This is a genomic window from Embleya hyalina (genome assembly GCF_003967355.1).
GTDB lineage: Bacteria > Actinomycetota > Actinomycetes > Streptomycetales > Streptomycetaceae > Embleya > Embleya hyalina.
Map to the genome: position 1 here is coordinate 20,822 of NZ_BIFH01000038.1, position 24,025 is coordinate 44,846.

Sequence of the window (24,025 nt, forward strand, 5' to 3'; positions counted from 1 at the left end):
CACGCGGCGCGACGAGCCGGCGGGGTGGTCGATGTGCCCTTCCGACGCTGCGACCGGCCGGTTTTCCACCTCGAACGTGGTCCGGGATTCGGAACGGCTCTTGTCATTGGTCTAGTCCATTGACAGTCTTGGGCGCGTCGCCGACGGTCATCGCTCCATGGCTCGTCGGTGGTTCCCGTACGGCAAATTCCGCCTATTTCGAGCGTGAGCCGACACTGCTCCGTCGGCGTACCGAACTTTGCACTCCTACCCCGGAGAAGAACCATGCGCAGAGCTCAACCACGTCCGTGCCCGGCGACGTCGAAGCGGGGCGCGCCGTGACCGCCCCCGACGTCCGGCCCGGGTTATCCGGTTCGAGGCGTCCCGAGGACCGATTCACCGTCCCGGGCCTGTTGGTAGCCCGCGCGCACCTCGACCCGCATCGTGTCGCGATCCTGGTTCCGGGCGATACCGGGACCGGACTGACCTTCACCGACTGGTGGCACCGATCCGTCGCCCTGGCCCGCGAGTTGCACGATCGGGGGGTACGCGCGGGGGATCGGGTCGCGCTGATCTTCGCCGGTCGCGAATGGGCCGACTACGCGGTCGCCTACTGCGCGGTCCAGTGGGCCGGCGCGGTCGCGGTACCGCTGCCCGAACGCCTGCCGGCCGCCGCCGTCCAGGTCCTGCTCACGCACTGCGCGGCGACCGGCGTCCTGCACGGTGTCGACGTCGAGCCACCGAACACCGAGGCGTGGACCGCGATTTCGACCGGCGTCGAAGCCGCCGCACCCGCGAAGGCCCCTTCGAATCCGGACCGCCTCCCGGCACCGGACCCCGTCGATCCGCACGAATCCCCGGAGTCCGCCGAACCCCCGGCCCCCGCCGGGCCGCATCCCGACGACCTCGCGCAGATCCTCTACACCTCCGGCACCACCGGCACCCCCAAGGGTGTCGCCGCCACCCACGCCAACCTCACCCACGGCTTCGAACCGGCGCCCCGACGACGGCAGTTGGCGCACTCGAAGCACTTCCTGCACGCCTTCCCGATCGGCACCAACGCCGGGCAGACGATGTTGCTCAACGCGCTGACCGCCCAGCCGACCGCGCTGTGCGCCCCGACGTTCGACGCCGAGGAGTTCTGCGCGCTGATCGCCGCCCACCGGGTCGGCACCGTGTTCACCGTGCCCGCGATGGCGACCGACCTGGTCAACTCGCGCGCCTGGACCCGACACGACCTCGACTCGGTGCAACTCTTCGGCTCGACCGCCGCCGCACTGCCGCCGGCCACCGCACTGGCCCTGGCCGAAATTTTCCCCGACGCCGTGATCGTCAACTCCTACACCTCGACCGAGGCGGCCCCGGCGCAGACCACCATGGTCTTCGACCCCGACCGGCCGACCTCGGTCGGGCGCGGCACCGGCGCGGACGACCTGCGCATCGTCGGCCCGGACGGCGAACCCGTACCGACCGGCGAGGCCGGCGAGATCTGGCTCCACTCGCCCACCACCTCGCGCACCTACTACCGCGACCCGAGCGCGGACGCCGGGGTGTTCACCGCCGGCTGGATCCGGATGGGCGACATCGGCCGACTCGACGCCGACGGCTACCTGTACCTGATCGACCGGGAAAGCGACCTGATCAAGTCCGGCGCGAACAAGATCGCCACGCTCGCGGTGGAGGCCGCGCTGTACGAACACCCGGACGTCGCCGAGGCCGCCGTGTTCGGTGTTCCACACGCCGTGATGGGCACGACGGTCTCCGCCGCCCTGGTCCTGCGGGACGAGGTCTCGGGCGACGACCTGCGGGCGTTCCTGCGCGAACGCCTGGCCCGGCACGAGATCCCGACCCGATTCCTGCGCCTGGACGCCCTGCCCCGCAACCCCGCGGGCAAGGTGGTCAAGGGGGAGCTTCGAGCCCGGATGGCGGCGGACGACGCCGCGCGGCCGAGCCTGCCCCGGACCGCGACCGAGTCCGCCGTCGGCGGCCTCTGGGAGGAGGTGCTGGGCACGCCCGGCGCCGGGCCCGACGACAACTTCTTCGCCCTGGGCGGGGATTCGTTCAAGGCGACCCGGCTGGCCGCCGCCGCGACCCGGCTGTTCGCCCTCGACGTGCCCGTCTCGCTCGCCTTCGACCGACCCGAACTCGGCGGCCAGGCGGCCTGGATCGACACCGCCCGGGCGCGACCGGAACCCACCCGCACGGAATCGCATCGCGCGGGCGCGCGGGAGCCCGCGTGCGAGCGGCCCGGGCCCGTAGGGCCCGAGTCGGCGGAGAACCCGGTCGTCCGCATGCCGCTCAGCTCCCAGCAGGAGAACTTCTTCGTCTGGATGTACGCCACCGAGCAGCCGCGCGACGTCGGCCCGGTCAGCGTGGGCATCCGGATCACCGACACCCTCGACCCGGACATCCTGGAGGCCGCCCTGGGCGAGGTGGTGCGCCGGCACGAGGCGCTGCGCACCGTCTTCCACTACGCCGACGGCAGCGTCGACGCCGTCGTACTCGCCGAACTGCCGCCCGAGATGCGGCGGATCCGCGCCGAAGGCGCCACGCACGCCGACCGCGAACGGTTCGCCCGCGAGCACGCCGGCACCGAACGCGAACACCACTGGGATCTCGCACACGGGCCCCTCGTGCGCGCCCTGCTGATCGAACTCGACCCCGAGGAGCACGTGCTGATCCTCGCGGTGCACCACATGGTTTTCGACGGCTGGTCGATGGGCGTGCTGCTCCGGGAACTGGCCCTCGTGTACTCGGCGTTGCACACCGGTCGGCCCGCTCCGCCGGCTTCGTCCGCGCCGACCTGCTCGGAACACCTGGGCTGGGCCCGCGCGCAATGGCCGCGCACCCGCCCGTTCTGGGAGGCGACCCTGGCCGGGGCGCCCGCCGCGCTCGACCCCTTCCCGGGGCGCGCGGTCACCGGCCTGCTGCACAGCGGTTCGGTGCGTTTCGGCCTTCCCGTCGACCTGGTCGAGCGATTGCGCACGGCCGGCCGCGAGCGGGGCGCGACGCCGTTCATGCTGGCCACCGCGTGCTGGACGGGCGTCCTGGCACGGGCGTCCGGCATCCGCGACATCGTGGTGATGTCGCCGGTGCCCGGCCGGACCCGACCGGGCAGCGAGAACCTGATCGGCTGCCTCGTCCAGTCCCTGTTGATCCGGGTCGACCTCGGCGGCGACCCGTCGTACGACGGCCTGCTCGACCGGGTCCGCACCGCCTCGCTGGCCGCGACCGAGCACCAGTGCTACCCGTTCGCCGAGTTCTACCCGCGCTTTCCGGACGCGGCCTGGGTGCGCTACGAGAGCTGGAGCAACCAGGCGCACTTCCTGGGCCTGCTCTCCGAACCCTTTGAGCTGCCCAGGCAGTTGGACGCCGAATGGCCCACGCCGGACGGCCGCCCGGACCTGGGCGTGCCCGAACTGGCCCTGACCGAACAGCCCGACGGCACCATCGCCGGCTGGCTGCTGTACAACGACCGCGCGTTCGCCCGGCCCGTCGTCGAGGACCTGGCCCGGGCCTTCGTCGAGGCCTGCGAGTTCGCGCTCGACCACCCCCAGGCGCCGGTGTTCGGGGACACCGCCGCGCCTGCGTACGCACCCACCGCCTCCCAGAAGGGCCGCTGATGCGCACCACCCGACCGGTATCCCTGCCGCCGGAATCCCCGTGCCGAGCCCCGGTGTCCCCGGCGCAACACGGCATCCGGTTCACCGAACTCGCGGTACCTACGGGCACCGCGCACCACATGCCCCTGAGCATCCGGTTCACCGGCGATCTCGACCGGGCCGCGCTCGCGCACGCCTGCGACACGGTCGTGGTGCGACACCCGGTCCTGGGCAGCGCGCTGCGCGAAATCGACGGAGAGCCGTGGCTGGTCCCCGCCGACACCGTGCCGCGCCTGGTGATCGAGGACCTGACCGAGGCGCCCGACAACCGACGCGCGGATCTGGCCGCCGAGTCGCTGCGCCGCGAGACACTGCGCCCGTTCGACCCGGAGACCGGGCCGCTGGTGCGCTTCACCCTGGTCGACGCGGGCCCCGGACACCGGACCCTGCTCGTGGTCGCCCACCACCTCGCCTTCGACGGCGGCTCCAAGGACATTCTCGTCCGCGATCTGGCCGCGCACTATGCCGCGTTCGGCACCGGCGTCGAACCGGATCTGCCGGACCTGGCGGAGTCGGAGGACGCCGAGCGCATCGCCCGCGAGGCGGCCGAGGCCGAGCGCCGGGTCGGCCTGGCCGAGATCCGCTTCGCCACCGAGGAACGCGAACCACCCGCCGTCATCCTGCCCGGACGCCGCCACACCACGACCGACGGCGACACCGGCGGGTCAGTCCCGATCGCCGTCGACGACGAACTGCGCGTGGCCCTCGCCGCCACCGCCGAACTCCTCGGGGTCAGTACCTTCGCGCTGCTCCTGGGCGCGCTGCACGTCCAGCTGTGGCGCTACGGCAACGAACGGACCACGGTCGCCATCGACCTGGGCACCCGCACCCCGCACAGCCGCGACCGGGTGGGCCCCTACGTCAACGAACTCCCCATCCACACCACGCCCTCCGCCGACCCCACCTTCCGTGCCTTCGTCCAGGCCCTGCGGGCGGACCTGCGCGACCTGTACCCGGTCCGCGACGTGCCGCTGGGCCGGGTCGTCACCGGCCTGACCCCGCGCCTGGCGCTGGCGCCGGTGTCGATGAGCTATCGCCGCCGTACCTCGGTGCCCGACTTCGCCGGCCTGCCCGTGTCGATCGACTGGACCGTGTTCAACCACGCCGCGCGCGGTGACCTGCACGTGCAGTGCCTGGACGACCCGAACCGGCTCGCACTGCACCTGCACTACGCCTCCGACGCCTTCGGCGAGGGCGCCGCGACGGCGATCGCGGGCCACTACCGGACCCTGTTGCGGGCGATCGTCGCGGACCCGGACGCCCGCCTGTCCCGCCTCGCCCTGCAGAGCGCCGACGCGCGCGAACGCATGGTGCGCGATTGGAACGACACCGCCCGAGAGACCGAACCGGACACCCTGCCGGCGCAGTTCACGGCACAGGCCGCCCGGACCCCCGAGTCGATCGCGGTGGAGTGCGGCGCGACCCGGCTCACCTACGCCCGACTCGACGCGGCCGTCGACGCGGTGGCCCGGCGGTTGCGGAGCGCCGGGATCGGTCGAGGCGACCTGGTCGCGGTCTGCGCGCGCCGCACCGCCGCGTTGCCCGCGGCACTCCTCGGGGTGTTGCGGGCGGGCGCCGCGTATCTGCCGCTGGACCCGGAATACCCGTCGGCCCGCCTGGCGATGGTGCTCGAAGACTGCGCCGCGGATGCCCTGTTGACCGAACGCGACCTCCTCGGCCGCTTCCCCGGACACGCCGAGGAAGCGCTGCTGATCGACGGGATCGAGGGGCTCGACGGGACCGACGACCTCGCCGGCACGGCGGAGATCGACCCGGCCGGCCCCGATCCGGTGGCGGCACCCCCACCGACCCCCGGCGAACTCGCTTACGCGTTGGCCACGTCCGGCTCCACCGGGCGCCCGAAGGGCGTGGAGATCGAACACCGGGCGCTGGGCAACCTGCTCGCGTCGATGCGGGACGTCCTGGCCTGCGCCGCCGACTCGGTGTGGCTCGGGCTGACCTCGGCGTCCTTCGACATCTCGGCGGTCGAGCTGTACCTGCCGCTGATCACCGGCGGGCGACTCGTGCTCGCCGAGGACGCGGAGACCCGGGACGGCCGGGCGCTGCTCCGGTTGATCCGGGGCCGACGGGTAACCCATGTCCAGGCCACCCCGTCCGGCTGGCGCATGCTGCTCGACGCGGGCTTCGAGGAGCCGGCGGTGTGCGCCGTGACCGGCGGCGAGCCGCTGCCGGTGCCGCTCGCCCGGGAGCTGCGCCGCCGGGCCCGCCGACTGGTGAACGCGTACGGGCCGACCGAGACCACGGTGTGGTCCAGCACCGCCGAGATCGACCCGGACGACGAGGTGACCATCGGCCGCCCGATCGCCAACACCCGGATGTACGTCCTGGACCGACACCTGACCCCCACCCCGGTCGGGGTGGCGGGTGACCTGTACATCGGCGGCGACGGACTGGCCCGGGGCTACCGCCGGTTGCCCGCGGTCACCGCCGACCGTTTCGGGCCCGACCCGTACGGCCCGCCCGGCGCCCGCCTCTACCGCACCGGCGACCTGGCCCGGTATCGCGACGACGGCCGGATCGACTTCCTGGGCCGGGACGACCACCAGGTCAAGATCCTCGGCCATCGGGTCGAACTCGGCGAGATCGAGGGCGCGTTGCTCGACCACGCGGGCATCGCCGCGGCGGCCGTGACGGTGCGTGGGGACGGCTCCGACGGGGCGGCCCTGGTCGCCTACCTGGTCCCGCGCGGCGCCGCCACGCCGAGCGCGGCCGAACTGCGCGTACATCTGACCGCGACGCTGCCCCGGGCCCTGGTGCCCGGCGTCTATGTGCCGCTGGAACGCCTGCCGCTGACCCCCAACGGCAAGCTGGACCGGGCCGCGCTGCCCGCGCCGCCGCGCCTGCGGGCGGCCGAACCGGACCCGGACCACGAGGTGGACACTCCCGCCGACACCGGGCCCGCCGCCGAGATCACCGCGATCTGGCGCGAAGTGCTCGGACTGGACGACATCCGTCCCGATGAGGACCTGTTCGACCTGGGCGGCCACTCGTTGACCGTCACCCGGATCGGCGCGCGGATCCGCAAGCGCCTCGGCGTCGACGTACCGCTGCACGTGTTCTTCGAAACCCCGACCATCTCCGGACTCACCAGCGCGGTATCCGCGATGCGAAGCGAACGGCGGCCATGAACCCGACCCGAAGCCACGACCCGCACCCGTTGTCGGCCCCGGCCCGGCCCGCCGACCCGTCCGCGTCCCGCCCAGCGCGGCGCATCCCGCTCTCCGCCGGCCAGGAGCGGCTGTGGCTGCTCGACCGGATCAACCCCGGCGACGCGGCGTTCAACATGTTCCAGGTCCACCGCCTGCGCGGCCCGCTCGACGTCGCCGCACTCGACCGCGCCCTGTCCGAACTGGTCGACCGGCACGACAGCCTGCGCGCGACCTTCCCCGACGAGGACGGCGTACCGATCCAGGTGATCGGCGCGCCCGGGACGTTCGCCCTGGAGCGGGTGCGGGTCGACGGCGCCCCGGCCGAACGCGAACAGCGCGCCCGCGACCTGGTGGCCGAACGCACCAACCGCGCGTTCGATCTGGCGCGGGGCCCGCTGTTCGCGGCGAGCCTGCTGCACCTGGACTCCGCCGGCCTGGACCACGTGTTGTGCCTGGCCCTGCACCACATCGTCGCCGACGGTTGGTCGATGAACGTGGTCGACGAGGAACTGGCCGCGCTGTACGCGGCGTTCGTTGAGGGCCGCCCCTCGCCGCTGGCCCCGCTGCCGCTGGACTACGGCGACTACGTACGGCGGCAACACGAACTCCTCGACGAGCCCGGCTTCGAGGAGCGGCTGACCTACTGGACCCGACAACTCGCCGGTGCGCCGACCCTGGACCTGCCGGTCGACCGACCCCGCGGCGGCGGCGCCGACACCGAGTCCGGACACGGCGGCACGGTCACCCACCACCTGCCCGCCTCGCTGCGCACCGGAATCGAACAACTCGCCCGGCGCGAACGGGTCACCCTCTACATGACCCTGCTCGCCGGATACCAGACCCTGCTCGCCCGCTACTGCGACCAGGAGGACGTCTGCGTCGGCTCGCCGCTGGCGGGTCGGGACGAGGAGGACTACGAGCCGCTGGTCGGCTACTTCCTCAACACCCTCGTCCTGCGCGGCAGTACCGCCGGCGATCCGTCCTTCCGCGACTTCCTGACCCGCACCCGCACGGTGGCCCTCCAGGCGTACGCGCATCAGGACGTGCCGTTCGAGCGGCTGCTGGGCGCGTTGGACGTGGACCGCGATCCGGACAGCCCGCCGGTGTTCCAGACCATGCTGACCCTGCGCCCACCGGCCGGAGCCGGACTGCGCCTCGCGGGGGTCGCGGCCGAAGGGTTCGCGTCGGGCTTTCGGCAGGCGAAGTTCGATCTGGCCCTGGAGGTCTGGCCGGAAGGGGACGAACTGATCACCGAATTCGTCTACAACACCGACCGCTTCGCCCCCGAGAGCATCGCCCGACTGGCCCGCTGCTTCGAGACCCTGCTCGCGGGCGCGGTCGCGCGTCCGGAAACCCCGCTGTCCCGGCTGCCGCTGTTGTCGGCGGCGGAGCGCGTCCGCATGCTGGCCGGCGCGATGGGACCGACCGGCGGCGAATGCCCGGATCCGGTCGTGGCCTTCGAGGTGCAGGCGCTGCGCACCCCGCACGCGGTCGCCGTCGAGTCGGGTGACACCCGGGTCGACTACGCCGACCTCGACGCCCGGGCGAACCGGCTCGCCCGGGGGTTGCGCCGGGCCGGCACCGGACCGGACACGGTGGTCGCGGTATGCGCCGAACGTTCGATCGAGACGGTCGTCGCGCTGCTGGCCGTGCTCAAGGCGGGTGGCGCGTATCTGCCGATCGACCCGACCTCGCCGACCGACCGGATCGAGTGGATGCTGGCCGACGCCGGGGCGGAACGGGTGTTGTGCCGGGCACGATTCGCCGACCGGTTCGCCGGGGGCGCACTGCCGGTGCTGCTCCTGGACGAGGTCGATCCGGATCCGAGTGGCGACACCGAGGCGGAGCCGCCCGCCCGGATCGCCGGTCCCGACCATCTGGCCTACATCATCTACACCTCCGGTTCCACCGGCCGCCCCAAGGGCACCCCGATCACCCGGGAGGCGCTGGCCGCTCGGGTGGCGTGGATGCGCGAGCGGTATCGGAGCGGGCCCGGTGATCGGGTGTTGCAGTTCGCCTCGTTCGGCTTCGATACGCACGTCGAGGAGCTGTATCCGAGTCTGCTCGGCGGCGCCACGCTCGTGCTCGCCCCCGCCGACGGGCTGCTGCCGGACTTCTTCGGCACCGCGGCCGGGCGCACGCTCACGGTGCTCGACCTGCCCACGTCGTATTGGCACGAACTGGTCGCCCAGACACCGGGCTTGCCCTGGCCAAAGACCCTGCGGCTGCTGATCCTGGGCGGGGATCAGGCCGACGCGGCCTCGATGCGGCGCTGGCACGAGGTGTTCGGCGAGCGGGTCGAGGTGGTCAACACGTACGGCCCGACCGAGGCCACGGTGATCGCCACCGCGGCGGACCTGGCCGGCGGCGCGGCCGGAGCCTGGGACGGTTCCCGCCCGCCGATCGGCCGCCCGCTCGCGGATACCCGCGTACATGTGCTGGATCGGCACCTGGAACCGGTACCGATCGGGGTCCCGGGCGAACTGTGCATCGGTGGGGCCGGGTTGGCGCGCGGCTATCTCGGTCGACCGGCCCTGACCGCGCGCCACTTCGTGCCCGACCCGTACGGGCCGCCCGGAGCCCGGCTCTACCGCACCGGTGACCGGGCCCGGCTACGCGCGGACGGGGCCCTGGAGTTCCTGGGTCGCAACGACCACCAGGTCAAGCTGCGCGGCTACCGGATCGAACTCGGCGAGATCGAGGCGGCCCTGGTGGCCCGGCCCGACGTCGGGCAGGCGGTGGTGGTGGTCCGGGACGAACGAGGAGATCGACGGCTGGTCGCCTATGTGGTGCCGGAGGCGGGCGGGTCGATGCCCGTGCCCGACGGGGCGGAGTTGCGGGCCGCGCTGGGGCGCACCCTGCCGGCCCACGTGGTGCCCGCGGCGTTCGTGACCCTGGACCGGTTGCCGCTCACCCCGAACGGCAAGCTGGACCGGGCCGCGCTGCCCGCGCCCGAGCGACAGAGCACGCCCGACTCCTCGTTCGTGGCACCGCGCGGCAGTGCCGAGGAGTTGGTCGCGGAAACGTTCGGTGACGTGCTCGGGGTGTCCCGGGTCGGCGCGCTGGACGACTTCTTCGCCCTCGGCGGCCATTCGTTGCTGGCCACCCGGGCGGTGGCCAGACTCGGCGCGGCGATCGAACTCGCGGTGCCGATCCGGACGCTGTTCGCCGATCCCACCGTGGCCGGTCTGGCCGCGGCGATCGAGGAACTGCTGATGGCCGAACTGGACGAACTGACCGAGGCGGACGCCGAACGACTGGTGCTCGACGGAACCGAGACGGGGGACCTGCGATGACACTCACCTCACCCCCGACCCGAGCGGGCGGCCTGTCCGCCGCGAAGCGGACTCTGCTGGAACAGCGGTTGCGCCGGTCGACGGCCGCCGCCCCGCCGTCGATTCCCCGGCTGCCGGACGAGGCCGAGATTCCGCTGTCCTCGGCGCAGATCCCGCTGTGGTTCATGGAGAACCTGACGCCGGGCACCGCCGCGTACACCATCCCGTTCGCGCTGCGGCTGCGCGGGCCGCTGGACGAGGCGGCGGTGGAGCGGGCGTTGACCGGGCTGCTCGCCCGGCACGACAGCCTGCGCACCACATTCGGGACCAGCGCCGACGGCCACCCGACCGCGACCGTGCACCCGCCGGCGCCGGTCCCCGTGATCCGGCGCGACGCGCCCCTCGACCCGGATCTCGGGGCGCGCGAGCGGTGGGCCGCGGCGCTCGTGGGCGAGGAGTTCGTCCGGCCGTTCGATCTGGAGGTGGCCCCGCTGTTCCGGGCCGCACTGGTGCGGCTGGACCGGGACGACACGGTCCTGGTCGTGGTGCTGCACCACCTGGTCGGCGACGGCTGGTCGGTGCACCTGATGGTGAACGAGCTCATGGCCGACTACAACGCGTTCGTCGCCGGGCTCGAATCGCCCCTGTCGACACCGACGGTGCGGTACGGCGACTACGCGGCCTGGCAGCGGCAGCGGCTCGGCGGCGCCGAGGGCGAACGTGCCGCCGCCTATTGGCGCGAGCGGCTGGCGGGCGTGGGCACCCTGGCGCTGCCCACCGACCGGCCGCGCCCGCCGCAGCAGACGTTCCCCGGGGACGGGCACTCGTTCGAGCTCGACAAGGAACTGTGCGACGCGGTCACCGCGTTGGGGCGGGCCCACGGCGCCACGCAGTACATGACGCTGCTCGCGGCGTGGCAGGCGGTGTTGTCCCGGCACGGCGGGCAGAGCGACTTCGCGGTCGGCTCGCCGATCGCGGGGCGTCCGCATCCGGATCTGGAACCGATGATCGGCATGTTCGTCAACATGCTGGCCATGCGGGCGCCGCTGGCGGGTGATCCGACCTTCGCCGAACTCCTCGGCCGGGTACGGGAGAGCAGCCTGGATGCCTACGCCCACCAGGATCTGCCGTTCGATCAGGTGGTGCGCGGGCAGAACGTGGTGCGCGACGTCTCCCGTACGCCGCTGTTCCAGGTCACCTTCGCGCTCCAGAACTACGGGCGCGGAGAGCGCGGCTTCACCGGCCTGGCGCACGAGTGGTTCACCGCCGATTCCCGGGTGACCCGCTTCGATCTGAGCCTGTTCGTGTTCGAGGTCGGCACCGGGATGCACGGGCTGATGACCTACAACACCGACCTGTTCGACGCGGCCACGGTCGAGCGGCTGGCCGGGCATCTGGCCACGCTGTTGCGGTCGGTGGTCGCCGATCCGCACGTGCCGCTGTCCCGGATCGACCTGCTCGGTGCGGCCGAGCGGACGCGGTTGCTCACCGAGTGGAACGACACGGCTCGTCCGCTGTCCGAACACGCCACGTTGGCGCGGGCGATCGAGGCACAGGTGGCCCGCGATCCGCGAGCGCCGGCGGTGACCCACCAGGGCGAAACGCTCGACTACGGCGAACTCGACGCCCGCGCGAATCGGCTGGCCCGTCGGTTGCGGGCGGCCGGGGCGGGGCCGGAGACGCCGGTCGCGTTGTGCCTGGAGCAGTCCCCGGACCTGGCGGTGGCGGTGCTCGCCGTGCTCAAGGCGGGTGCGGCGTATCTGCCGCTTGATCCGGAACAGCCGGTGGAGCGACTGACGTTCATGCTCACCGACTCGGCGGTGCGGGTGGTGGTCACCGACACCGCGCTGCGCGAGCGTACGGTGGGCCACACCGGAACGGTGGTCCTGGTCGACCGCGAGCGGGCCGCGATCGAGGCGGAGAGCGCGGATCCGGTGCCGGGCACGGCGCAGCCGGGGAATCTGGCCTATGTGATCTACACCTCCGGTTCGACCGGGCGTCCCAAGGGAGTCGCGGTCCAGCACCGGGAGGCGCTGGCCTATCTGGAGGGGGTGCGCGAGCGGTTCGAGGTGGTGCCCGGGTCGGTGTACGGGCTGGCCCAGTCGTTGTCCTTCGACTTCGCGATCACCACGCTGTACCTGGCCTGGACCACCGGCGGCGAACTGCACCTGATGCCCAAGCGGCTCTCCGGCGCGGAGTTCGCCGACTATCTGGCCCGGCATCCGGTCGACTACCTCAAGATGACGCCCTCGCACCTGGCCGGGCTGGCCGCGGAGGTCGGCACCGAACCGCTGTTGCCCCGGCGGTTGTTGATCCTCGGCGGCGAGGGCTCGTCCTGGGAGTGGACCCGGGATCTGGCCGCGCTCGGGGGTTGTGCGGTGGTCAACCACTACGGGCCGACCGAGACCACGGTGGGGGTGACCACCTACCGGGTCCGGCCCGACGACGTGGTGACCTCGACCGTGACGCCGATCGGCCGGCCGCTGCCGAACGCGCGGGTGTACCTGCTGGACGCCCACTCGGAGCCGGTGCCGATCGGGGTCACGGGGGAGATCCACATCGGCGGCGAGCGGCTGGCCCGGGGCTATCTGGGCCAACCGGGGGCCACCGCGGACCGGTTCGTCCCCGACCCGTTCGGCCCGCCCGGCGGGCGGCTGTACCGCACCGGTGACCTCGGCCGGTATCTGCCCGGCGGCGACATCGAGTTCCTGGGGCGCGGCGACCAGCAGATCAAGGTTCGCGGCTACCGGGTCGAACCCGCCGAGATCGAGGAGGCGTTGCGGGCGCAGGAGGGCGTCGCGCAGGCCGTGGTGGACGCTCGCGGCCCGGCGGGCGCGCAGCGGTTGATCGCGTATCTGGTGCCGCCGGAGGAGGACGGGAAGGATCCGTCGCTCCCGGGTGAACGTCCCGCCGGCGCGGAGTTGCGGCGCGCGTTGTTGTTGCGACTGCCCGAGTACATGGTGCCGTCGCGCTTCGTGTGGCTGGATCGCCTGCCGCTGAAGGCGCACGGCAAGGTGGATCGGGCGCTGCTGCCGGAACCCGACGCGGCCGAGGGCGCGGGCGGGGGTGAGCGGGTACCGCCTGCGGGCGAACTCGAGGAAACGCTCGTCGGGATCTGGACCGAGGTCCTCGAACTCGCCGCGGTGGGCGTGACCGACGACTTCTTCGAACTCGGCGGCCACTCGCTGCTCGCCATGCAGGTTCTGGCCCGGCTGCGCAAGGTGTCGCCGCCCGGCGGTCGGCAGGTGTCACTGCTCGAACTGTTCAAGCACCGAACCATCCGCGAACTGGCGCAACTGCTCGAACGCCCGGTCGGCGCGGACGAACCACGGTCGCTGCTGCACGAGTTGACCCGACCGATCCCGGTCGGACAGCGGGTGTTGTCGCTGGTGTGCGTGCCGTACGGCGGCGGCAGCGCGGTGGTCTACCAGCCGTTGGCGGACGCGCTGCCGGCGGGGCACGCGCTGTACTCGGTGGCGATTCCCGGCCACGACCTGTCCATGCCGGAGGCGCCCAGGCCGATCGAGGAGGTCGCCCGGGAGTGCGCGGACGAGATCCTGGCCGGGGTCGAGGGGCCGTTGGCGCTGTACGGGCACTGCGGGGTGGGCAGCGCGCTCACCGCGCAGATCGCGTATCTCCTGGAGCAGGCCGGGCGCCGCCTGGAGGCGGTGTACCTCGGCGCGATCTTCCCGTTCGCCCGGCCCGAGGGCGGTGTGCTCGGCGCGTTGACCCGATTCGCCGGCCTGGAGCGGCTGCGCGGGGACCGGGTGCATCTGAACTGGCTGACCTCGATGGGCGCCGACCTGGGCGACCTGGACGAGGAGCAGGTGAGCTTCATCATCCGCAACATGCGCAAGGACGGGCTGACTTCGGAGGCCTACTTCACCAAGCGCATGGCCGAGGACCTGCCGCCGCTGTCCGCACCGGTGATCTCGGTGATCGGCGAGCGCGACCCGAGTACCGAGTTCTACCAGGAGCGCTACCGCGAGTGGCACTTCATGGCCTCGGCCACGGCGCTGGTGGTGATCGACGAGGCGGGCCACTACTTCCTGCGTTACCGGGCCGAGGAATTGGCCGAGATCGTCACCGCGACCCACGACGCGGTGGCGCGGGACCGTACCGAACCGCTGACCCGGGCGGTGCGCGGCGAGGACGCGGGCTGGTGGTTGCACGGGGTCTCCGGGGCCGAATCGGGCTCGGTGGCCGAGTCGGTGCCGGGTTCCGGGTCGGGCTCGGTCGTGGATGTGAGGTCCGCGGATCGGTCGGCGGTGCGGCCGAGCATGGGCCGCTTCATGGCGGTGGCGCTCGGGCAACTCGCCTCGATCACCGGGTCCGCGCTGACCGAGTTCGCCATCCCGATCTGGATCTATCTGCGTACCGATTCGCTCACCCAGTTCGCGCTGTTCTCGGTGCTGGCCCTGGTGCCGGGCATCGTGGTGGCGCCGCTCGCGGGGGCGGTGGTGGACCGCAACAGCCGCCGGTCGGTGATGTTGGCCGCGGACTGCGTGGCGGGTCTGGTGCAGGTGACGATGGCACTGCTGCTGTGGGCGGGCCATTTGGGGGTGGGCGCGGTGTACGGCCTGCTCGTGGTGTTGTCGCTGACCGCGACCTTCCAACGGCTGGCCTACAACTCGGCGGTGCCGCAACTGGTGCCCAAGCGCTATCTCGGCCACGCCAACGGGATCGTGCAAATGAGCACCGGGCTGGCCCAGTTGGTGGTGCCGCTGATCGCGGTGGCGCTGCTCGCGGGGATCGGGCTCGGCGGGATCCTGCTGATCGACATCGCCACCTTCGTGATCGCGGTGACCGTGGTGGCGTTCGTGCCGTTCCCCGACACGATGGCGCAGACCCGGCGCGAGACGATGGTCAAGGAGATCGCCAACGGGGTGCGCTACTCGATGGGGCACGCGGGATTTCGCACGATGTTGCTCTACTTCGCCCTGCTGAACGTCTTCCTGGCGCCGATGCTGGTGCTGATGACGCCGCTGGTGCTGTCGTTCGGCTCGGTACACACCGCCGGCGCGGTCGGCATGGCGGCCGGGGCGGGTGCGCTGCTCGGCGGGCTGGCCATGGGCGTGTGGGGCGGCCCCCGGCATCGGCGGATGCACGGCATCCTGGTCGCCACGGCGCTGATCGCGGTGTTCGCCTTCCTGGCCGGGGTGCGGCCCTCGCCGGTGCTGGTCGGGGTCTCCTTCTTCGGGGTGTTCTTCGGCCTGTCGCTGCTCAACGGCATCTACGCGACGATCATCCAGGTCAAGGTGCCGCAGCGGTTCCACGGCCGGGTGATCGCGCTGAACACGATGGTGGCGTGGTCCACCCTCCCGCTGGGCTTCGGGGTGATCGCGCCGCTGTCCGTGCATCTGCTCGAACCGCTGTTGCGTCCGGACGGCGCGCTCGCCTCCAGCGTCGGCCGGGTGATCGGCGTGGGGGAGGGGCGCGGCACCGGATTCCTGTACCTGATCTGCGCGTCGGCGATGATCCTGCTGGCCCTCGCCTCGTTCCGGCACCGGGTCCTCTCGCGCTTCGACGACGAGGTCCCCGACGCGATGCCGGACGACCTGATCGGCATCGAGGAACGCCGCAAGCGCACCGGGACACCATCCACCAAGACCGACCCGACCCACCTCGAACCGGAGAAGGTATGACCATCGACGACGAACCCACGCGTGTGTGCCGTGTAGTGATCAACGACGAGGACCAATACTCGGTCTGGGCCGCCGACCGCGACATCCCGGCCGGCTGGCGAGCCGAAGGCTTCACCGGCCCCCGCGCGGACTGCCTGGCCCACATCGACAAGGTCTGGACCGACATGCGCCCCCGCAGCATCCGCAACCTCACGGACGCCTGACCCGACACGGTGGTGGGCCCGGTCGGGCCCACCACCGGCGGGCGGTCAGCGGACCGTGTCCACAAGCGGATCGGTGTCGAGGGTGAGGTCGACCGGTGCGGGGAGGTGCACACGCTTGCCGAAGGATCGCGCGATGACAGCGGTGTATCGGCCGTCTTCCGGCTCGCTGTGCACGATCGCCTCGCAACGGTCGCGGTCGATCAGGAGATACAGCGGAATTCCGGTCTCGGCGTAGGCGCGAGGCTTCTCCTCCCGATCCCACTTGTCCGTGTCCCCATCGAACGAGGTCACTTCCACGACCATGAGTACCGCGGTCGGGTCGCTCCACTCGCCTTGGCCGAGGAAGGTGCCCTCCGGGGCGAGCGTGGCATCGGGTCGGGCCCGGCCGTTTCGGTATTGCTCGACCCGGAGACCTTGCTCGATGTAGAGCGAGAGTTCCGACCGAAGACGCGCGAACAATTTCACCAGCCACACGATGATCTCGCCGTGATCACCATCGGGCATCGCCTTTACCCCCACTTTGCCGCCGATCAGTTCCAGCCAGAGATCGTCGGGGTTCTCACGGGTGTGCTCGACCATGCGCTCGAACTGTTCGACCGACATGGCTGCACGTTCGGTCACCGCGGACATCGGTGGCCTCCGTTCCTGTGGCTCGCGTCGCGTCATCCGCCCATGATTCACCGCCGACGGTCCATGAGGCCGTCAACCGGGCCGATGTGCTGTCGTCGGGTCGAACCGTACGCAGGGATCTCGGAGTCGGGGCGAGAACTCGGGTGGTTCCCCCGAACGGGTGATCGGCTCAGGGTGTCGCCGCCGGTTCCGGGGTGGCGGCCTGGTGGTGGGCGTATGTGCTGACGGCTATGCCGAGGGCCGTGATGATCGCGGCCAAGAGGTAGACGGCGCGTAGGCCCGGGCCGTTGTCGGCGGTGTGGCCGCCGAGCCAGGCGCCCAGGGCGGCGGCCAGTTGGTAGGCGGAGGCGTTGACGGCCATGGCGAGGGTGGGGGCGGAGGCGGCGGTGGTCAGGACGCGGGTCTGCATGCCGGGGATCACCGCGAAGCCGAGGGCGCCGATGACGAAGACCAGGATCGCGGTGGGCACGCGGCTGCCGGCGGTCGCCCACATGAGGACCAGGGTCGCGGCGAGCGCGGTCAACAGGCCGATCTGGGTGCGCATCGGCGCGCGGTCGGCGAGCCGCCCGCCGACGACGTTGCCCACCGCCGCGCCGACGCCGTACGTCAGCAGCAGGAACGGTACGGATCCCTCCGCGAAGTGCGCGACGTCGGTGAGCAGCGGGGCGAAGTAGGTGAAGACGGCGAGCAGGCCGGCGTTGGCGACGGCGGTGACGGCGATCGCCCACCGTACGTCCCGGTCGCGGAACACGCGCAGTTCGGCGACCGCCGAGCCGGCCGACGCGGCACCGCGTACGTCCGGAACCAGGCGCCACACCAGGGCCAGGCCCAGCGCGCAGCAGGCCGCGATGGCGACGAACGTGGCCCGCCAGCCGAACGCGTTGCCGATCAGCGTGCCCAGCGGCGCGCCCAGGATCATCGACAGGTTCATCCCGAAGACCAGCGTGGACACCGTGGACGCCTGCCTGCCCGGTGCGGCCGTGGACGCGGCGATCACGATCGCGTTGGCGAAGAACGTGGCGGTGACCAGCGAGGTGACGATGCGCGCCGCGAACAGGACGGGATAGGTCGGGGCGAGCGCCGAGGCCAGGTTCCCGACCACCACGATCGCGAGCAGGACGGTGATCAGCGGCTTGCGCCGCGCCCGAGCGGTGAGCGCGGTCAGTATCGGACCGCCGACGATCATGCCGATGGCGTACGCGGTCACCAGCAGCCCGGCGGCCGAGATCGACACGTGCATGTCGTCGGCGACATCGGGCAGGATGCCGGCGATCACGAACTCGCCGGTGGTGACGCCGAAGACGCACACCATGAGGGCCGCTACGGCGGGTGGGACGTCGGGTCGTATCGAGCGCATCTTGCTTCCCCGGGGTGAGTATGCGGTGATTATTTTTTACTGAGCAGTACAGAAAATGGGCATGCCGAGGCGACGCCGGGTCCTCCGGGCTCCGGATCGCCCGACGCCCCCTCGCTCCCGCCTACAGTGCCGCCAGCGCCCCCTCCACGACATCGAGGAGTGCGTCACGGTCGTCGGTGACCTTCGCGAGCGTGCGCAGGCCGTAGTACGTGCTCTGGAACGTCCGGGCCACCTGGAGCGCGGGCCGGTCGCCGGTCAACTCGCCCGTGGCCCGGCCGATCGTGATCAGGTGGCAGAGGGCCTGCTCCAGGTCGACGAATTGTCGGTGCACCAGGTCCGCGACCATTCCGCCGCGCCCGCTCGGTTCGGTCGCGGCGTTGAGGGCCAGGCACCCGCGCCGGCCGGGGTCGGCGAGGTCGAGGTCGATCATCCCCAGCAGCAGGTCCCGCAGTCGTTCCCGGACCGAGCCGCCCGGGTCGGCCAACATCGCCACCTGCGCCTGGGCCAGGGTGCTCCCGTAGCGGCGCACGGCCTCCTCGTACAGCCGGTGTTTGCTGCCGAACGCGTTGTAGAGGCTGCCCCGGCCGAGTCCCGTGCGGGTGCACAGATCCTGGGTGGTGGTCGCCTCGTAGCCCTTCTCCCAGAACACCGCCATGGCGGCGTCGATCACGGCTTGGTCGTCGAACTCGCGCGGCCTGCTCATGAGCGGAAGCCAACCAGTTCTGTACACATCAGTCAACAACGGCCGGCGGGGTGGTTCGTGCGTGGCGGCGGCGCCAGAAGGGGTGGTCGGGCCAGCGTCGTTCGGCGGTGTAGGCGTCGTGGTGGTTGCGGTGGTAGGCGGAGAGCACGGAGGTGATGCGATCCCGGTACACGGCGAGGGCGTTCGGGTGGCCGGACAGGCTCGCGTCGAGTGCCTCGGCGGCGGTCAGGCCGGTGTACAGGGCGGTGAGGATGCCCTGGGAGGAGAGTGGGTCGAAGGCCGCGGCGGCGTCGCCGACCGCGATCCAGCCGTCGCCGAAGACCCGGTCCAGGTGCGCGCTGTGGGCGGGGGCGCGGCGCGGGGCCGGGTCGCGGGGGAAGGGGACGGCGGCCACCCGGGCGGCGGTGTGGGTGGTTTCGGCGAGGTGGGCGCGGAAGGCGACGTCCCGGCCGGGACCGAGAGTCGGCGCGTCCGCGTCGGTGAAGTAGGCGAGGAGGAGTCGGTCGCCGGGCACGAGGGCGGTGTACCACCAGCCGTCGGGGGCCGATTCGACCAGGGTGCTCGCGTCGGTATACGAGGCGGGGACGTCCGGCAGGGTCAGGTGCAGCGCGATCAGCGCGTCCCGGGTCCGGCGGTGGGCGCCGCCGACGCCGGTCGCGATGCTCGCGCGACGGCCCGTCGCGTCCACGAGCCGGTCGCAGACCGCGACTTCGTGCCGATCGCCGCGGCGCAGTGGTACCGCCCATCTGCCGTCGGGACGCCGCGTCGGCACGCCGACCCGGGTGTGTTCGGCGACCTCCGCGCCCGCCGCCCGGGCGCCCTCGCGCAGCCGTGCGTCGAACAGGGCGCGATCCAGATGCCGGCCGGATCCGTACGGGTCGACGATGCTCGACACCGTGGCCGGGTGCGCCGAACCCCACGCGGACACCGTGGCGTGGCACGGCAGGTGGCCCGGCCCCGGTACGTGCTCGGCCACGCCCAGGTCGGCCAACAACCGCCCCGCGGCCGCCGGCAGCGCCTCGCCGATCGCCGGCGGCCCGGAACCCGCGTCGGCGAGCAGGACCGAACGACCGGCCCGAGCCAGGGTGATCGCGGCCGAGGCGCCGGCGGGACCGCCGCCCGCCACGATCACCTCGTGGCGCCGACGGACGGGCGGCGCCCCGGCCCCGGTCACGGGGTGTCCAGGTAGGGGTCGATGTTGTCGACGTAGCCCACCGTTACCTCCGCCGCGTCGTGCCCGGTCGCCTCGACCGCGACCGCGGTCGCCGTCTCGACCGCCGTCCGCGCCGGGACGTGCACGTTCACCAGGTTGTTGGTGTCGGCGGCCTGATCGAAGGGCGGCTCCGGCCTCGATTCGACCCCCATCACCTTCGGGAAACGGCCGTCGCCGACGGTGTAGGGGCGGGTCTCGACGATGCCGAGCTTGTACCAGCCGTCCACCATCTGCCGGCGCTGCTCCTGCGGGGTGCTCCCGGTCAGGCCGCGCAGCCACACCGCGCGGTGCGCGAAGGCGGCCTCGCGGTCCGCCGAGCCGTCGCCGTCCGGGCGGTTGACCGTCTCGTAGTCGCTGTGCTTCAGCACATGGTTCGGCACGCGCGCCGGCCAGAACGAGGGCACGTACGGGTCGTAGCGCGGCCCGAGCCCGGCCTGCGACTCGTACCCGGCCCGACACCCGGCGGTGTCCGTCTGCCACGGCACCGCCATCCACCGGCTCAGGTCGCCCGGGCCCTGCGCGTGCAACGGCCCGTCGGCGGCCAGTGCCTTGTCCGGGGTCAGGGTGTCGCCGTAGTCGGGATCGGGCGCACCCTCGGCACGCGGCAGGATCCGGAACGGCTCGGCGAACATCGACGCGTGCCGGATCGGCCAGGTCACCTCGATCCCGGGATGGAACGCGTCGGCCACGCAGAAGTCCAGTGCGGCCCGATCCAACAACCCGGGCTGCGCGGCCGGCGGCGCGTCCTCCACCTTCGCGGGGTACCCCGGGAACGGCGCCGGATCGAACTCGCCCCGCGACCACGCGAGCAGCAGCCGGTCCTGGGTCGGGGACAACGTCATGTGCTGCCGCACCGTGCGCGGCACACTCGCCATGCCGTCCCCGTACAACCACGGCCACGGCATCGGCGACTTGTCGTCGCGGCCGTGGTCGCGCAGCGCCGTGTACACCTGCCGGCGCAGCTCACGATGCCTGGTCGCCGGACTCCCGAGCCGGGCCAGGTTGTCCGGATCGAGGAAGTGGTCCGGACCGGCCCAGCCGAACCGCGCGGCGAACCCCGCGTTGACCCACTGGAGTTCGCAGAACCGGCGCAGGATCGGCTCGATGTGCTCACCGAAGGAGACCCGGGTCGGGAACGGCAGTTGCCCCGTCGAGACGAACACGTCGAAGAGCAGGTCGTACAGGGTCCGCAGGGTGCGTACCTCGGGCGCGAAGTTCGGCGGCGCGACCACCACCCACGCCGGATCCACCGGGATCGGCACGCCGTCGAGGGTGACCGTGGCGGTGACCGGCCCGTCGCAGATGTCGTCGTACCAACCGTCGTTGTTGGTCACCGAGTCCAGTGGCGTGTGGTCGGGGGAGCCGGAGGTGCCGTGCCCGCCGAGCACCACCAACCGGCCCGCCTCGTCGGCGCGCATCTCGCCCAAGGGCACGTCGACCCGGCCGAGGAATCGGCCGCCGGTGAACGGCACGGTCGCGCCGCTCGCCGCGTCGAGGGTCTTGCGGCCGGGGTCGATCACCAACGAACCCCGGTCGGCGACAGCGGGGTTGCGCCGCACCGACGGCTTGGCCGCCGGGTCGCGGGAGTCGGGGATGTCCAGCGGCAGATGGAACCGGTACCAGCCGGCCTTGCGATTGGCCACGTGCACGCCCCAGGTGATCCCGGTGCCCGGGTCGGCGGTGGTCACCTCGCGCACCACCCGGCCGTCGGCGGTGAGGCCGTACAGGCGGAACCGGGCCGCCTGCCGCTTGATCGCGCCGTCGGGGTCCTTGTACGAACCCGCCGGGGACACCGGCGGGTTCGGGGTCTCGGGCCCGTGGAACCAGCCGTCGGGGCGCGTGCTGTTGCCCACGCGCGCGATGCCGATGGCCGGGTGGATCCGCAGCCGGACGATCGCATCTCCCGACCTGCCGCTGCCGTTGCGGTCGCTCACAACACTCCCGTCGCCGTCGTGCGTCCTCGTCGCCGGGACGAACCCGCCCACGGGGGTCGGCCGCTCGCCACGACGCGCGACGCCTGTCCCCGTCGCGCGCGCTCCTACACGCTCGCCAACCGCGTATCCCCGGCGCAAGGCCCAGTCGGGTGACAAACCGGGGAATCGCCACGACCCCGCCCGGCGACGGGCCGCCGGTGACGGGGTGAGCAACGGCACGACGGCGCACCGGTGTAGCCGGTCGTGGGCGGTGACCGTCGGGTCGCCGCGAGTCGGTCGGTGGGATCGGATCAGGTGACCCACCGGTCGACCACCAACGCGGTCCCGAGAGTGCCCCGATCCGGTAGCCGCCCCGGAACCGGTGCCCCCGCCCGGACGCGGGCGGGGGTGCGGGCCGGCGGGCGGCGCGCGTCAGTCGGCCGACAGGCGGGTCACCTCGGTGACCTCCACCAGGCGGCGCAGTCTCGCCTCGACCCGGGCGGCGTCGCGCGGATGCACGCTCACCTCCACCGTGGCCGCGCCGAGGTCGGTCGAGGTGTAGGTCAGCCGGTGGACGCCGTGGTTGTTGAGCACGGTGGCCACCCGGGCCAGCGAGCCCCGGTGATGGCGCATGCGCGCCACGAGATGGGCGATCTCCGGGTCCGCGGTTCGGGACCGGTCGGGTGGGCCGAGCGGTCGGGCGGGTGGTACGTACCGAGCGACATCGAGGACCTGGGCGCCGTCGTCAACCATGGGTCGCTGTGCTCCTGTCGTGGGGGTGGGTGCGCGGTTTCGATGCGAACCGTCGGAGAAAACAGAAAGACCCCTCGCGAAGCGCGAGAGGTCTGCGTGCGGACGGTGGGCCGCAGGGAATGGTCGTCCTGCTCAGCCCGGTGTCGGCACGCTGTCGGTAATAATCGTCCGACGCCGCATGACATCGAAGTTCGCACACCCGCCACGCGCCGTCCAACGCGTCTCATGATGCGGATGGCGGCCCGTGCCGGGGCCGGCGCACGCGCCCGGCGCCCGATGCGCGTGCCGAAGGCACCCGGACGATCGGGTCGTCGGATCGGGTGGTGATCCGACGACCGGTCGATCGCCCGGGTGCCGCGGGTCGTTCAGCGCGAGCTCGGCGAGAGCTCCCGTCGTCTCAGAACTTGATCCATTCGCTGGACGTGGTCACCGAATCCAGGATGTCCTGGATCGGGTCGATGCCCAGGCCCGGACCGGTGGGCACGTCGAGGTGTCCGTCGGCGAGTTCGAAGGGCGTGGTGATGTCGGTGGCGAAGTAGCGGCGCGAGGCGGAGGTGTCGCCGGGGAGCACGAAGCCGGGCAGCGCGGCGAGGGCGACGTTGGCGGCGCGACCCAGGCCCGTTTCCAACATGCCGCCGCACCAGACCGGCACGCCGTGCGCCACACACAGGTCGTGGATGGCCTTGGCCTCCAGGTAGCCGCCGACCCGGCCCGGCTTGATGTTGATGATCGAGGCCGCGCCCAGGGTGATCGCTGCGGCGGCGTGCTCGACCGACTCGATCGACTCGTCCAGGCACACCGGGGTCTTCAACTGCCGGGACAGCGCCGCGTGTTGCACCAGGTCGTCGTCGGCCAGCGGCTGTTCGATCAGCAGCAGGTCGAAGTCGTCCAGCTTGGCCAGTTGCCGGGCGTCGGCCAGGGTGTAGGCGGCGTTCGCGTCCACCTGGAGCAGCAGGTCGTCGCCGAACCGCTCGCGCACCGCGCGCACCGGCGCCAGGTCCCAGCCCGGCTCGATCTTCAGCTTGATCCGGACATAGCCCTCCTCGACGAACCCGCCCACCGCGTCCAGGAGTTCGGGGATGGAGTCCATGATGCCGACGGACACCCCGCACGGCACCCGCTCGCGCGACGCGCCGAGGAAGGAGCCGAACGACTCGCCGGAGATCCGCAGTTGCGCGTCGAGCACGGCCGTCTCCAGCGCCGCCTTCGCCATCCGGTGGCCCTTGAACGGCTTCATCGCCCGCTTCGCCGCCCGCGCGTCCACCTTCTCCGGCAGCGCCGGGATCAGGAAACGCTTGAGCACGTCGAGCGCGGCGTCCACGTACTCCGAGCTGTACAGCGGCTCGGACATCGCCACACACTCGCCCCAGCCCTCCCCCTCGGGGGTGACCACGCGCACCAACACGATGTCACGGGCGGTCTCGACGCCGAAGGAGGTGCGGAACGGCGCGCGCAGCGGCATCGCGATCCGGCGCAGTTCGATTGCGTTGATCTTCATGGTGCCTGGACTCCTGATCGGTTC

General features: G+C 72.2%; 12 protein-coding genes. 5 read left to right on the top strand and 7 right to left on the bottom strand.

Annotated elements, in window-relative coordinates; all coding sequences use genetic code 11:
• Positions 1-392: 392 nt before the first annotated feature.
• Genes EMA17_RS39125 through EMA17_RS39145 form a run of 5 tightly spaced genes read left to right on the top strand, consistent with a single transcriptional unit; the run spans position 393 to position 15,934 of the window.
• Positions 393-3,602 (top strand): class I adenylate-forming enzyme family protein, encoded by a 3,210-nt coding sequence (locus tag EMA17_RS39125; protein ID WP_246127189.1) that lies wholly within the window; start codon positions 393-395, stop codon positions 3,600-3,602.
• Positions 3,602-6,790, top strand: a complete 3,189-nt coding sequence (locus EMA17_RS39130; RefSeq protein ID WP_126641981.1) for a non-ribosomal peptide synthetase — start codon at positions 3,602-3,604, stop codon at positions 6,788-6,790. Before EMA17_RS39125 ends, EMA17_RS39130 begins: the two co-directional genes overlap by 1 nt.
• Entirely contained in the window at positions 6,787-10,107 is a 3,321-nt protein-coding gene (locus EMA17_RS39135; protein ID WP_126641982.1) for a non-ribosomal peptide synthetase, read from the top strand. Before EMA17_RS39130 ends, EMA17_RS39135 begins: the two co-directional genes overlap by 4 nt.
• Complete coding sequence (locus EMA17_RS39140; protein ID WP_126641983.1) at positions 10,104-15,731, top strand: non-ribosomal peptide synthetase/MFS transporter; 5,628 nt, start codon at positions 10,104-10,106, stop codon at positions 15,729-15,731. The genes EMA17_RS39135 and EMA17_RS39140 overlap by 4 nt, the downstream gene beginning before the upstream one ends.
• Positions 15,728-15,934: an MbtH family protein gene (locus tag EMA17_RS39145; protein WP_126641984.1), complete on the top strand. Its 207-nt coding sequence runs from the start codon at positions 15,728-15,730 to the stop codon at positions 15,932-15,934. The genes EMA17_RS39140 and EMA17_RS39145 overlap by 4 nt, the downstream gene beginning before the upstream one ends.
• Before the next feature lie 45 nt (positions 15,935-15,979).
• On the opposite strand, the gene EMA17_RS39150 is transcribed toward EMA17_RS39145, so the two are convergent.
• The 7 genes from EMA17_RS39150 to menC form a co-directional block, all read right to left on the bottom strand.
• A complete protein-coding gene (locus EMA17_RS39150; protein ID WP_246127190.1) occupies positions 15,980-16,564 on the bottom strand; it encodes a Uma2 family endonuclease in 585 nt (194 codons plus the stop codon).
• A gap of 169 nt (positions 16,565-16,733) precedes the next feature.
• Positions 16,734-17,921: an MFS transporter gene (locus tag EMA17_RS39155; protein ID WP_126641985.1), complete on the bottom strand. Its 1,188-nt coding sequence runs from the start codon at positions 17,919-17,921 to the stop codon at positions 16,734-16,736.
• 121 nt (positions 17,922-18,042) lie between these two features.
• Entirely contained in the window at positions 18,043-18,624 is a 582-nt protein-coding gene (locus EMA17_RS39160; RefSeq protein ID WP_126641986.1) for a TetR/AcrR family transcriptional regulator, read from the bottom strand.
• A 28-nt stretch (positions 18,625-18,652) separates the two neighbouring features.
• A complete protein-coding gene (locus EMA17_RS39165) occupies positions 18,653-19,798 on the bottom strand; it encodes a tryptophan 7-halogenase (RefSeq protein ID WP_126641987.1) in 1,146 nt (381 codons plus the stop codon).
• Positions 19,795-21,771 carry a LodA/GoxA family CTQ-dependent oxidase gene (locus EMA17_RS39170; RefSeq protein WP_246127191.1) on the bottom strand — a complete coding sequence of 659 codons (1,977 nt, stop codon included), beginning with the start codon at positions 21,769-21,771 and terminating at the stop codon, positions 19,795-19,797. The genes EMA17_RS39165 and EMA17_RS39170 overlap by 4 nt, the downstream gene beginning before the upstream one ends.
• Before the next feature lie 411 nt (positions 21,772-22,182).
• Positions 22,183-22,503: an ACT domain-containing protein gene (locus EMA17_RS39175; protein ID WP_126641988.1), complete on the bottom strand. Its 321-nt coding sequence runs from the start codon at positions 22,501-22,503 to the stop codon at positions 22,183-22,185.
• Positions 22,504-22,900: 397 nt separating this feature from the next.
• Positions 22,901-24,001, bottom strand: a complete 1,101-nt coding sequence (gene menC, locus EMA17_RS39180; RefSeq protein WP_126641989.1) for an o-succinylbenzoate synthase — start codon at positions 23,999-24,001, stop codon at positions 22,901-22,903.
• Positions 24,002-24,025: the final 24 nt, after the last annotated feature.